Raw genomic sequence first — 13,808 nt, 5'->3', positions numbered from 1 at the left:
CTGAAAGAACTTATTCCGTATACCCGGAAAATCTGCCAGACGGCTTCATTTTCACAGGCAAGTTCAATGATCAGTGTAAGGCAAGCATACCTGCCCTGTCTTCTGGTAACTGCAAAGAGGATGCGGCCATGCCAAGATCAGCGAGCAATTGTGTCTTGAACCGAGTGCGATCAGCCTTGTTGGTTGCGCGCAGAATTCTGGCAGGATGGTGTGTCACCATGATATGGCCCGACTCTCCAAAGCTCTGAAGGGCACCACGCTCCTTCTCCAGCTGGACCACTCTGCCAAGCAGCGAACTCGCAGCGGTTCGGCCCAGGGCAATAATCATCAACGGTTTAATCAAGGCTATTTCCCCTAATAGCCAGGGGCGGCAGTGGTCAATATCCCCCGCCGACGGGCTCTGATGAAGGCGTTTTTTTCCCCGAATAGTATATTTGAAATGTTTGACGGCATTAGTGAAATAGAGGCCATCCTGATCGATTGAAAGCTCGTCCAGCATCGAACGAATCAACTTGCCTGACGGCCCCACGAAAGGCCTGCCTTGCAGATCTTCGATATCCCCCGGCTGTTCACCAACGATCATGATACGCGCAGCCTCAGGGCCGGTTCCGAACACCGTTTGAGTCGCATCGCAAGCATGAGCGCATTGGCAACAGTTGCTTGCAGATTCTCGCAACTCGTTCAGGGAACCCGAAGGGGTGATGGCTTTCTCTGAGCCTCGGTAAAGTGCCGCTTTGGCAAACCGTGGTTCGGCACTGGGAGCCGCTTCCACCATGCGACTGGTTCGCGCTCCAGCTTCACGGGTAAGCTTGGCAATAATGGGCGCTTCTGGCAGATTCTTCCAATATTTGACGGGCATTTCGGATCGCATCGCATCCAGTCGCAAACGTGCTGGATTGAAAATATTGGAAAAATAGGTACACCAGAGCTGCTCCATGATCTCGCCATCTGGAATGTCTGTTCGAGTCCCTGGCGGACCAAACACCAATTCAGACTGATTCCAGTGCGCGCTCCCTTCGGGCGTATAAATTGACCAGTCCATATTTGCAAACCGTTTGCAGAAGAACCGACTGGTTAAACGAAGAATATGGTGGGAGGGTTCAAACCAGGCGCTGTAGTGTTCATGCTCGCAGCCCAGTGTTTTGCGAAACCGCACGAACGCAGTCATCTTGTGCCGATCTCGCGAGACTGCCTTGGCAAACCCTGTCAGGGCGTGTACATCATCATCGGTGATCCGTTGCAGCAATCCTGCCTCACCGTGTGTCATTCGCCAGAGAACCCGGTAGAGCAGCGCGAAGCGACTCTCATCACAATGGCAGACGACTTTCTCCGCCAGAGCTATAAACTCCCGCGGAACCAATTGGGTATTTTCACGACCCTGCCGCCTGGGCTGTGCCACCGTATCTGCCTGGATCGTTAATTCGTTCTGGCTTGCAAACAAGTCTGATGATGCCCCTGCAATCTGCCAGATTACCTGTGCGGGCTCAATCTCTGCGTCGAGCATCAACCGGGCCTGTACTCGCCAGCCATTGAAATCGGCTGCATACTGGATATTTGCGGTGATCATTGATGAACTAAACCCCAAAAAGATCCTGCTGCGCATGCTTCTGGACAAACTGATCACGCAACGATGCGGTGTCAAGTAACGTTGCCGGTGACCAGTCTCTGGCGACAATGAACGGCAGCATCCGCTTTACCGATCGAGATATTTTCTTCAAATCTGCCAGACGTAGCAAACCAGTACCACGACACTTGAGTATGCGTTCTACCCCGCGCGTACCCAGACCTGGAATTCGTAACAAGCGGGCGCGCTCGGCGCGGTTGATGTCGATCGGAAACTGCTCGCGATGCTTCAATGCCCAGGCAAGTTTCGGATCCAGCAACTCATCCAGCATTCCCGCCTGGCCACCTGCGACGATTTCCTGTACGTCAAATTCGTAAAACCTCATCAACCAGTCGGCCTGGTATAACCGGTGCTCGCGCAGCAGGTTGACCGGCTGCAGCGGCAAGATCGAGCTTGAATCCGGAATTGGGCTGAAGGCGGAATAATAGACTCGCTTCAACTTGTAACTCGAATAAAGCGTATCGCTACAATGAAGCAGCTCACCATCAGTGGCAGCGTCAGCCCCCACAATCATCTGTGTACTCTGACCGCCAGTGGCAAAACGCGGAGCCCTCTTGCCACTCAGACTGGAGTCTGACGCCTCATCTCGCTTCACTCGGATGGCCGCCATGGAACGCCGGATGCCGCTGCTGTTCTTTTGCGGAGCGAGTGTGGCAAGGCTCGACGTTCTTGCCAGTTCAATATTGATGGATAGACGATCTGCATACAAACCGGCCGAGGCAAGCAAATCGGGCGATGCTTCGGGGATGGTTTTCAGATGTATATAGCCACGAAAATCATGAACCACTCGTAGCCTTCTGGCCACCTCAACGACCTGCTCCATCGTGTAGTCAGGACTTTGAATGATGCCCGAGGAGAGAAACAGGCCTTCAATGTAATTGCGTTTGTAGAACGACAGCGTCAGATCCACTACTTCGTCTACGGAGAATCGCGCACGCGGAACGTTACTGGATACCCGGTTGACGCAATACAGACAATCGAAGGTGCAAAAATTGGTCAGTAGAATTTTAAGCAGTGAAATACAGCGCCCATCAGGTGCATAGGAATGACAAATACCCGCCCCCCCGGTAGAACCCACGCCCGTGCCATCCAGAGAATTTCGGGACTCGGTGCCACTGGATGAGCAGGATGCGTCGTATTTGGCCGCATCGGCAAGAATCGCCAGCTTGCCCTGAAGCTTCAGCGGGACTTCCGGTATGGGCGCGATCGGATGCGTCTTGATAGTTGACATAACTTCATATCTACAGTTATTTTATACAGTATATAAATTAACAGTATTAGTGGCAATCGAACGAGCCTGTAAGTTTTACGCAAAAATGACTTACGGGTAAGCTGGCACCGTCTGACACGCGCGGAACAATTCGCGCTGATGCCCTCGACCCATGATGCTTGAGACTCGCAAAGGTATTATCCTGCAGCCCCGGAATTGCTACAATCTGCCAAACGGCCTCAGCCTGCCATCATCAAATTGACGGCGCCGTAACGACAGGGGTCGCTTCAGTCCATGGGAATTGTCAATACACTCGCGTTAGTGTTCAGCCTGGTCGCAATCGGCTATCTGCTTGCCTGGCGTGGCATATTGCGCGAAGGGGCCGGCGAAGCCTTGGGAGATTTTGTGGTGGCAGTAGCCATTCCCGCGCTGCTCTTCCGCACCCTGTCACAAGTCGACCTGGGGAGTGTCAAGCCACTGGGTCTCTGGGCAGCCTACTTCTCCTCTATTTTACTTACTTGGGTGGTGGCAACGCTCATCATCCGACGAGGATTCCATCGTGATGCCCGTTCCGGTGTGGTGGCCGGCTTGTCTGCAAGCTTCTCCAACCTGTTACTACTGGGGCTGCCGGTGATTTTTGCACTGTTCGGGCAAGCAGGTACGGAAACGCTGTCTTTGATTCTGGCAATTCACCTGCCAATCATGATGACAAGCTCTGTGATCCTCAACGAGCGGGCAGAAATACTCGATGGCTTGCGCGAACAGCAGACCAGTCTGGTGATCACGCTACGTCGAGTCCTGATCTCACTCGCCTCCAACCCACTCATACTCGGCATACTGGCTGGCGTGATCTGGCGATTCCTGCCCTTTGAGCTACCCGGCTTTGTCAGCGAATTGATTGACCGCCTCGCAGCCGTGGCGGGTACTCTGGCGTTGATATCACTCGGTCTCAGTCTGCGTCGCTTCGGCATCGCCCGCAACGTGCCACAGGCCGCAACAATGACTACCTTAAAGCTACTGTTGATGCCCGCTTTGGCAACACTGGCATCCCTGGCTTTTGGCCTCTCTGAATTGCAGGCCCATATCGTTATTGTCGCTGCTGCCATGCCTACCGGCATCAACCCCTACCTGTTGGCTACACGCTTCGGTACCGGCGAAGCTGTCGCCTCGAACACACTTTTGCTCTCGACGCTGGTTGGCCCCCTGACGCTGCTGTTCTGGTCTTACGTCGCCAGAACCTTGTTCTAGGATCTATTCGATGGACTTGCGGCATTTCTTGCTTTGACTGTTATTCACGCCCGATTCTGCCAGAGTATAGACAAGCGAAGGTAGCGGCCCCCACATGATGGATGAGGTGGACAGAATGCCTTGTTTGGCCAGTTCGTTCTTGTTCAGAGTCACCGACGGTTTGGCCAGAGTTCCACTGATCTCGGCAAACCGGGCAATGGAAATAGCACTCCACTCAAAAAGACTTTTTTTCTTGGCTCGCAAGGCGAAGCCCATCTTCTCATTATAGAGATTGATATAACCTGAGCTGTACAGGGTGTTCTGTGGAAGTTCGATGATCACGCCATTGCTCACTTCAGCACGACCATCGTTCAGGTACAGTTTTACAGAGGCACAGAGAACTGACAACGGGTCACTCAGTCGTGAACGTGCCTTATCGGATTCTGACTTTCTGGTCAATACGGATATCCGATCCAGCCCCCAACTCACCACACCTTGATCGATCAGAGTCGAGTACTTCTGGTTGATTTCAGCACTGTCTACGGCAGCCAGGATATAGCCACTACTGGACGCGGCAATATGCCCGGGCGATGGACCAGACCCCTTCAGGGCCATAATCACGTCAGCCTTGCCCTTGCTGATCATCGGTTCGCCCGTGTTCGGCGATCGTATTCGATTCAGCTGAGCATTGTCAGCTTCCAGCTTCATGCTCACGCTAACAAAGCCCTGTGTTGGCGTAGTGACATCGATGGAAAGCTCGCTCTTGCCACCTAGCATAGTCAGGTTTTTTGTTCGTAACTGCACCTTGCCGTTAATGAGCGAGATCTGTACGTTACCGTTGATGACCGGTGTCGCATCGAGCCTGACAGCCCCCAGGTGCATATCCACTTGTGCATCGATATGCTCGGGAATACGAAACGCAAACGGTTTGAAGGGAAAAAGTCGTGATTCAGAGTCGCCATCGGGCTGCCCATGCTGGTTTCCGATCAACGATAACTGCAGTTTTCGAACTTCAAGATCAGCCACAATGTGCGGTCGATCAGTGCCCATGTCGATACCCAGAGAACCGCGCAGCCAGCCGATAGGGCTACGGTACTCAATACTCGTGAAATCTACCCGATTGCCACTGAGCTCTACAGGCGTACTGAACGAGTGCGTGGGTTCATCATTCAGACTAGCTTGCGACTCAGCGCTGTTATCAAAGGCCGCCAGACTTGTATCGACAGATAACTCTGCACGAAGCGCTTGGTTGTTAGCGTTGAATTCAGAAATATCAGTGGTTGATATGTACTCAGCGTTCACAGACCTGAGCGGCTGATCCTGTACCTCTAGCATCGCACTTAGCTTTACTGCCTGATCTTTCGCTGTAAGGGACAAATTCGTCATTTCATGGCGCTCATTCCCTGTTTTGGCATCCCTGGCCAGATAGACAAACCGCTCTGTCGTGAATGCGATATCAAGAGCCGATGAACGTTGCAGCCATGAACCGAAAGACTGGGCGATGGAGGGTTCGATGCCGATACTACTTTCTGCCGCTGAACCTGTGACGCTATCAGCGGCTGGAGCTATCACTCGGGACGCGGCAGACAACAGCGTAATCTGCTTTACATGAATGTCCACGTGACCTCTCTCGCCACCACTGAAAACCACGCCCGGTGATACCGACATCGTCAGGCTGTCGATTCGAGCCCGCTCCACATTGCGCCCCAGTGATGTGGGTCGCATTTTTACATTGGGCAACACAACGGATAGTCGAGGAAAAATGCTGCTGATCTGGATGTCTTGGCCGATATCGACACGCTCACCAAGAACGTTAGAGAGACTTTTGGACAGGTAACCTTTGAAACTGCTGGACTGCACGACAAAGTAGCTGCCTAGAAATGCAGCACCCAGTAAAACGGCTATCGACGTTATCGCAACTGCAATCCGTTTTTTGCGTTGTAACGTGGGCACGTTCAAACGGGAGGCTACCGGTTCGACAAGGTAATGGTCAACGTATTGAGCAGCTCCTCAGTCGCTCTACCATCGATTCTCAGATCATTATCCAGTTGAAAATCCTGTATAGCCGCTTCAGTCCTTGAGTTGAGCTTGCCGGTTATGCGACCGGGTTTATAACCCAGTTCCACGAGTTTCTCCTGTATCTGGCCTGTCAAAGTCTCATTGGGAGCCGGCTCGGCAACCAGGGCAGCCTGTCCTCCCGCAGGTGTTTTATCACGACTCAGCCGTTCGGATAACTGATCCCGCACCCCATCGACCGTTTCGCAGCCGCTGGTGACGATTGCAGCGGCCATAGTCGCACTCAACACAAGAACCAACCGAACGACTCGAGCATCCTTCCTGGGTACCTGAACTGGCTGCATGCTTGAGTTGCTCCCTGTACAAACGGATGATGGGCGTTATGATAATACATTACCTTTCAGCAAGATCATAGAGAGCATTGGCTCCCCTCGCAAGGGCTTGAAGCTGTATTCGCAAGCAGCGGATCAATCGTATGTATACATGGCCCTCTCAGATTCGAATCCAAACCTGAGAGCTCGTTAAACAACCGGTTATGGCACGTCCCTGACTATTGCTTTTCCTCATCCAGACAGGCTTTGACACCCGACAAGTTTTCGTAGGCTTTGATGACGGCAGTACAGCTTTCATCACCATGCCCCATGATGGAAGCCAGTGCGATTGAATCATAAGCAACAAAGAGCCGCTTTTCTACTCAGCATGTCATTGCCGCATCATCGTGTAGAGAAACACGCAAGTGGCGGTATTTGTAGCGTTGTTCAGGCGAACAACGACATGTAATATTTGTGGACACCCTCTCTGATTTTCACACACAGGAAAAACCGACTCATGCACGCTCAAACCTGCCCCCTTGAAAAACCGCGGCATACTTTTTCATCTATTATTCTGGCATCAATATCAATCATCGGCCTGAATTCGGCACTTGACGCCGCCCCCATTGTCGATGGACTGACCATTCAGCTCCCGGACGATGGCTGGTACCAGGTGCAAAGTGCAGATGATTATCAGGAGATTTGCAGTGGAGTCCGCTCTTGCCAGGTCACCGCAGGAAACTATATTGTCATCAACCACACAACCGGCGAGCGCTTCGAACAAGTCAGGGCAGGACTCGATGAGACACAGCTCACGGTAGACAACAACACTATCAGCTGGCCAGATAATGGCTGGTATCAGGTACAAAATGCAGACACGTTTGAATCCGTCTGCCAGGGGGGCCTCAGCTGCCTTGTTACAGCGGGCAACTATATCGTCATCAATCATACAACCAGCCAACGCTGGGAAAATATCGTTATCACAGGCGATAATGATGCGCCTCTGCAAGCTGTTGATCTGCGCTATGAACGCTATTCGTCAACCGCTATCGAATTGTTCTGGGCGCACCCCGCAGGCGCTCAACTTCCCATCACCTACACCATCTTCCAGGATGATATCCAGGTGGGTACAACCCAGGGCCTAAGCTGGTTTGTTGAAGAATTGGACGATGACCAGACACAAAGCTTCCTGATAAAACCCTTTGACGCTGCACAAGGGGTATCCATCAGCGTACCGGCATCCACAGAATCGCACAGTCCGGATGGTGACAGCATTCTGAGCCTGGCTAACGCCGAACAGATTGTGAAAGAGGTCGTCGCTGTCATCAACGAAGAGGCCATCGATGCGATTTTTGACAATGCAGCCCAGGATCTGAAATTCCAGAACAAAACCTTCTACATCAGCAATACCATCGACGATATCGTCTTCCTCGAAGGTGGCGAACAGAATCCGGCGTATCCGCTGGAAAATCAATACGGCGAAGGTGACTACTATGATGCAACACGCTATTCGGCTTATTCCTGCGCAGCCGGTGGTGGTATAAAACTCTATTCCGCGTATGAGGTGAATGCATCCGATACCGTTTTCGACAATTGCGTAGCAGGGAGCAATATCTACAACGGTACGACCGGTATTCGCAACGTTCAAAGAGGCGTCATCAACCAATATCCTGTCTACGACTTTTCAGTCACCGACAGTAGTGGCAATACTCAAACTCTGAGCGGCGGATATGCATCGGGCAATCTGTCCTTTGTCGCATTCAACAGCGAATCCGGCTGGCACTCAGCCAGTTATCGCGGGGCCTTTGAAAACGGGCAACTGGAAATTGACGACTATTCGGTTGTACGTACTCATATTGACAACAATTCTGCTTTTAGCAGCACTACACGGCCAGGTGACGACGGCGAATTGATTCGCATCGTAGAGTACCGGGTAGCAAATTCGGTGACTGGCCAGTTTGAAGTCCATGCTCCCTGGAGTAACGAGCAACACCTCCGAGTGTTTGTCGCTCTGAATTTCAGTGACGATGCAGTGATTACCACTGATCCGGAAACTGGCGAGCCGGTTGCGTACTCGGGAGCCAGTCCAGAAGAGCCGTTCTTCTGGCAGAGTGGCAGTATCGAGGTTCAAGCCGATGACGGCACTCATCTGTCTGTCACCCCCGTGGAAGGCGAGCGCGATACCTTCATGATCACAACCGGGGATGGTGAAACGATGGGTCCGTTGTTGTGGCAAGACGGCTACACAGTGCAGCCCTGAAACGACAATGCAATAGCTTGTTATTCTAGAAGCTGAAAAAGCCGGTTTGCATCTGACGACTCTTTGTCCATCGCAAACCGGCCATGGCACTCATCTTGCCCTGGCCTGACTATTCAGACGGTTTTTGAACCGCAGGCTCGGCTTCTAACCTGAACTATTCACCCTGTTGATTAATCGATTAAAACACTTTTTCCGTACGGGTCATATCAGCATGACCCCGACACTATCGTGGTCAGATCTGCCTCTGGCATCATCCAGAGCTGACACCTACCCGGTCGATTTGCCACCGGCTCGAAGACTCTACACCTACAACGGCAGCGCAGCCATCCATGCCGCCCTGCAGGACATGCAACTGGAACACGGTGCGAAAGTACTACTACCCGCCTATTGTTGTGGAGCAGAACTGGGGCCCTTCGAAAAGCTGGATTGTGAGATGTATTTCTATGACGTGGCAACTGATTTCAGCATCAATCGAGAAGAGTTGGACCGTATTCTGAGCAACCAGCCAGAGCTTCGAGTGATGCTGCTCACCCATTATCTGGGCATCGCACAGCCTGAAGTCGAGGCCATCGCCGAGCAATGCCGGGCACATCAGATCATTCTGATCGAAGATTGTGCGCATGCCCTCTACGCCACACAACGAGGCCGCGCTGTCGGGCAATCAGGCGACTACGCTATCTTCAGTATGCGCAAGACTCTGCCGCTAAGCGAGGGTGGAGCACTGGTTAGCAGCGATAAATTGCGACAATCATCACTTGAAAATTGTAAACCCTTGTCAATCATTGCGTGCATGAGCCGGGTGGCTTATTCCTTCCAGCAAAGAGCTCGATCGGGGCAGAAAAAGGGCCTTGCCAATCTGGCCCGCTATCTGACGTTGGCTGCCTGGTCTTTGCCGGCTATTGCAGCCAAAATCGTGAATTTCACCGGCCTGCTGGCCGCTCACAAGTGGTTGACGCCGGATGTGGAAGGCGCAGAAGCGTATCCGGTCTTCGGGCAGGGAATCTCCGCCTTCAGCCGCCGCTTGCTGGAAAACGCCGATGCAGATGAGGTTCGTCGTTTGCGCCGGGCCAACCATGCCTTGTGGGTCAAGCTGATCAGCGAGCTGGATACCGTGGGTATCGTCAATCGTGACCTGCCTGAAGGAGCTTGTCCGTTGTACTTTGTGGTGCAGGTGAAGTCGCCTAAAGAATGCGTCAGACGGCTTGCCCGACTCGACATAGAGGCGTTCAACTGGTGGCAGAATCTATCGCCGCGCATACCCTGGCCTGAATTTCCAAATGCTCGTCAATTCAAGCAGAGCCTGTTGGCCTTGCCCGTACATCAACAGCTGACGGACGCCAATATCATTCACATGGCACACTGCTTGTCCCTCGTGATTGATGCAGATTGAGGCCCTCCCTCAAAATCGCTATGACTTCTCATAAACGGCAAAAAACCGGAGCATCCCCTGACAACGTATCGCTTGTTTGTACACTGTCTTTCCTGCCCTGGCCCCTGGTCAGCAATCGCTGATTCATCGTCCTCTTTATAAAAATGAATTCTTTCTTTACAGATTTCGACAAGCAGTGTGCATTGCGACCAGCAGCCATTGCATTGGTGCATGACCAGTGTGAGATCAGCTACTCACAACTGGATAGCCTGAGCCGCCAATTTGCCTTACAGCTGGCAGACAGAGATCTGAATGCCGGTGATTCGGTAGCCTTGATGTGTGAACGCTCTATCGCCGTTATTGTTGCCATGCTGGGCACTCTGCGGGCAGGCTGTGTTTTCGTCCCCATAGACACAGCATTTCCTGATGAGCGAATCGACTATATGCTGCAGGATGCTGGAGTACGCTGCATCGTCACGGATGATGCAGTCATCGCACGTTTGCAGCTACTGGCAGCGAGCTCTCAGATTCCCGTGCTGACTCTGGGGCATCTGAGCAATGCAATCGCCTCTCTTGATGAAGTCGGTGATTCAACGGCTGCGAATCAAGCAACCGCGCAGGATGCGCCGCAAAGCAGCGAGGGCACACTAACGAATGATGCCTGGCAGACGCCTGCCACTGCAGATCGTGCCTATATCATGTACACCTCGGGCTCTACCGGACAACCCAAGGGTGTCCCTATCTCCCACGGTGCACTGGCGTGCTATTGCCAGGCCGATGCTCAGGTCTATCAGTTACAACCTGACGATCGTACTTTGCAGTTTGCAACACTGAGTTTTGATATCAGTATCGAAGAGATCTTTCCGCCGTTGACTGTCGGCAGTACCGTGGTGCTGCGACCGACGGCTCGTAGTGAAGCGCAAATCGAACTGAGTGACATTATCGAGCAATATGGTATTACGGCAGTGCATCTGGCAACCGGCTACTGGCACGAATGGGTAGACTTGATGATGGCTGCCAATGTGCTCTCACCGCCCAGTTTGAGGCTGATGGTCGTTACCGGAGAGAAGGTCTCGCCTGAACATTATCAACGCTGGCAGTCATTAACCCAGCAGACGATGCTGTGGGCCAACGCCTATGGCCCGACTGAGACGACCGTCACCGCAACTGTATTCGTACCACCACCAGGCTGGCAGGGAGAGGCCTTGCCCATCGGCATGCCCATAGCAGGATACACAGCGCATATCCTCGATACGCAAGGCCATGAAGTCACCGCGGGGGAAACCGGAGAGCTGTACATCGGTGGTGCTGCGCTTGCCGAGGGCTACCTTAATCGCCTGGAACAGACAGCCAGGGCTTTTGTTGCGAACCCCTTCTCGCAGATAGAAGGCGCCCGTCTCTACCGGACCGGCGATCTGGCTCGCTGGCTGGATGATGGCAACATCGAATATGCAGGAAGAACCGATCACCAGATCAAGGTGGGCAGCTACCGGATCGAGCCGGGCGAAGTGGAAAATGCCATCAACACCTGCCCGGGTGTCAGTGAATCGCTTGTCTGCATCGTTGAGCATGCTGGGCAACGCCAGCTGTTTGCCTATGTCGCCAGTGCGGATATCACCCTGCAGGCCGCAACCGTTGCCGCTTTTCTGCAAACGCGATTGCCGCAATGGATGATGCCCTCGCGCTACTGTTTCATGGAGCAGCTCCCCAAGACCATCAATGGCAAGATCGATCGTAAAGCATTGCCTGATCCGCTCAATGGTGTTGCAGCCAGAAGCGCAGGGTTTGTAGAGCCGGAAAGCGACCTGGAGCGTGCCCTGTGCCAGATCTGGAGTGAAGTGCTCGGTATGCCTGAAGTTGGCAGTGACGACAGTTTTATCTCCCTTGGCGGAGATTCACTGATGGCGGTACGAGCGATCACCGCTATTCAAAAACAACTCGATTACACGCTATCTACGAGAGATTTTTTCTTTCTCGATACGGTGGCACTACTTGCTGGACACATTCAGGGCAAGCAGACTACCCGCCGTGTGCCGCCGCCAGAACCTGCGTTCATCAATAGTCGAGGAACGCAACTCTATACCTTGCTTCAAAAGCCCCAGGCTGGACAGGGAAATGGACGAGGGATATTACTGGTAGCACCGCTGGGTAACGAACAACGCCGTACTCAACGACCCTTTCGCAGTCTGATGCAGAATTTCTCCAGACAGGGTTATACCGTCATGCGCTTCGACTGGACCGGTACTGCCAACTCCAGTGGTGATGCCGAGACCCTGAGCGATCTGCAAGTCTGGAAAGACGATATCGAGCACGCTGCCAGGCTGTTATGTGCTCAAGTCGATACACTGGATATCGTAGGCTTTCGTACCGGAGCTCTGGTGGCAGCCGAGGTATCGCTGGAAAACTGGCCAGTCAATAGTCGCTACTACTGGGACCCTGTATTGTCAGGTGAACAATGGTTGTCTCAAATGCAGGCACTTCACACGGGAATTCTGGCCGATACCTTTCGCTTCCTGCGTCCACGCAAGCCTTCTGCGAAAGGCAGCACCATGCGAGAGTTCGCTGGTATACGGTTGCATGAAAAGTTGTGCCAATCATTGTCTGCACAGACTCTGGCCGCCAGCATCGAGCAGAACACCTGGAATCATTCCGCGCAATTGCTGATACCGCCTTCCATGCTCATTGATGAGCGGTTCAGCGCAGTGAGATCGACCGGAGTTGATATACACCCTCTTGATGAAGCAACTGATTGGCTTGATCCGCGTGCGACAACCCATGACATGATGATCACCCAGGGAGCCCGCACGCTGGCCGACAAGCTGATACAGCATTCGCCTTACATGGCTACCGCCAAACGGCAGGTGGGGTGAATGGTGGATATACCTGACATAAAAGTACTGGAAACTGCCTGTGCATTTGGCTCGCAATGCCAGCTGACAGGGATTTACACAGCACCAACGGACAGACAGGAAAAACAACCCTGTGCTCTTTTCCTGACAGCAGGATTGCTGCACCATATCGGGCCCACACGTCTGCACGTAGAGCTTGCAAGGAGTCTGGCCACACAAGGAGTCGCAGGCCTTCGATTTGATCTGTCAGGGGCCGGTGATAGTGAATCCAGCAGTCTGGGTGGTGATTTCACAGAGCGCTCTATCCGAGAGGTAACCGAGGCTATGGATTATCTACAACACCATCATGATCATCAGCACTTTGTTTTACTCGGATTGTGCTCCGGCGCTGACGATGCGCTGGCCACCGCACAGCGAGATCCCCGAGTGGTAGGGATTGCACTACTCAACGGTTACGCCTACCCGGCCGGCAGATTCAAGTTCCATCGTGTGCTGAAATTCTATTTGCCTCGCTTGTTCATGTGGCAGAAACTGCTTAACAGAACGACAGCGCTGCGACAGCGAGTCCAGTCTGTCTTCAACCAGGACCGTGTGTCATCGCCAAAGAACTCACAGACCGATGCAGATCAACAAGCACTTATTCAGCTTGATGATGACTACCGATATATCCCACCACAAAGCGAAACAGGTGAAACCTTGATGCGGCTCTGCACGGCAGAAACCGACATTCTGTTTCTCTACACGGGCAGCGAACACGACACTTATACCTACGAGGGACAGCTAAGGGCGATGTTTCCTGAACTAAGCGATAACGTTCACCTGGCTGAACGTTATCTGCCAAAGGCCGATCACACGCTGATTCTCAAGGAGGATCGTGAGACGGTCGTGCGCTGGACCGGTGAATGGTTCAGCAATTCGGCATTTAGTCGTACCCGGTTGTAG

Annotated in this window: 9 protein-coding genes; 5 read left to right on the top strand and 4 right to left on the bottom strand. The window is 52.9% G+C overall.

The features are described from left to right. Positions 1 to 70: 70 nt before the first annotated feature. Together IMCC3135_RS06955 and IMCC3135_RS06950 are read right to left on the bottom strand one after the other, a co-directional pair. Positions 71 to 1,567 carry a UdgX family uracil-DNA binding protein gene (locus tag IMCC3135_RS06955; protein WP_169727421.1) on the bottom strand — a complete coding sequence of 499 codons (1,497 nt, stop codon included), beginning with the start codon at positions 1,565 to 1,567 and terminating at the stop codon, positions 71 to 73. A 7-nt stretch (positions 1,568 to 1,574) separates the two neighbouring features. Further along, a complete protein-coding gene (locus IMCC3135_RS06950; protein WP_205737941.1) occupies positions 1,575 to 2,855 on the bottom strand; it encodes a putative DNA modification/repair radical SAM protein in 1,281 nt (426 codons plus the stop codon). 273 nt (positions 2,856 to 3,128) lie between these two features. Between IMCC3135_RS06950 and IMCC3135_RS06945 the strand changes: the two genes are divergently transcribed. Next, on the top strand, positions 3,129 to 4,082 hold the full coding sequence (locus tag IMCC3135_RS06945; protein ID WP_088916948.1) for an AEC family transporter: 954 nt from the start codon (positions 3,129 to 3,131) through the stop codon (positions 4,080 to 4,082). A gap of 3 nt (positions 4,083 to 4,085) precedes the next feature. Here the strand turns inward: IMCC3135_RS06945 and IMCC3135_RS06940 are convergent, their stop codons facing one another. Beyond that, positions 4,086 to 6,014, bottom strand: coding sequence for an AsmA family protein (locus tag IMCC3135_RS06940; protein WP_088916947.1), 1,929 nt, complete (start codon positions 6,012 to 6,014; stop codon positions 4,086 to 4,088). Between the two features lie 14 nt (positions 6,015 to 6,028). Continuing rightward, positions 6,029 to 6,421 carry a peptidoglycan-binding domain-containing protein gene (locus IMCC3135_RS06935; protein WP_088916946.1) on the bottom strand — a complete coding sequence of 131 codons (393 nt, stop codon included), beginning with the start codon at positions 6,419 to 6,421 and terminating at the stop codon, positions 6,029 to 6,031. Between the two features lie 484 nt (positions 6,422 to 6,905). On the opposite strand from IMCC3135_RS06935, the gene IMCC3135_RS06925 reads away from it, so the two are divergent. From IMCC3135_RS06925 to IMCC3135_RS06910, 4 genes are all read left to right on the top strand, one after another. Beyond that, complete coding sequence (locus IMCC3135_RS06925; protein WP_088916944.1) at positions 6,906 to 8,648, top strand: hypothetical protein; 1,743 nt, start codon at positions 6,906 to 6,908, stop codon at positions 8,646 to 8,648. Positions 8,649 to 8,859: 211 nt separating this feature from the next. Then, positions 8,860 to 10,038 (top strand): DegT/DnrJ/EryC1/StrS family aminotransferase, encoded by a 1,179-nt coding sequence (locus IMCC3135_RS06920; RefSeq protein WP_088916943.1) that lies wholly within the window; start codon positions 8,860 to 8,862, stop codon positions 10,036 to 10,038. A 143-nt stretch (positions 10,039 to 10,181) separates the two neighbouring features. Next, positions 10,182 to 12,887, top strand: a complete 2,706-nt coding sequence (locus tag IMCC3135_RS06915) for an amino acid adenylation domain-containing protein (protein WP_088916942.1) — start codon at positions 10,182 to 10,184, stop codon at positions 12,885 to 12,887. Next, entirely contained in the window at positions 12,888 to 13,808 is a 921-nt protein-coding gene (locus tag IMCC3135_RS06910) for an alpha/beta fold hydrolase (protein WP_088916941.1), read from the top strand.

It is taken from the genome of Granulosicoccus antarcticus IMCC3135, assembly GCF_002215215.1.
GTDB lineage: Bacteria > Pseudomonadota > Gammaproteobacteria > Granulosicoccales > Granulosicoccaceae > Granulosicoccus > Granulosicoccus antarcticus.
The sequence above is the reverse complement of the archived record's forward strand: the minus strand, read 5'-3'. Positions and strand labels throughout refer to the sequence as shown.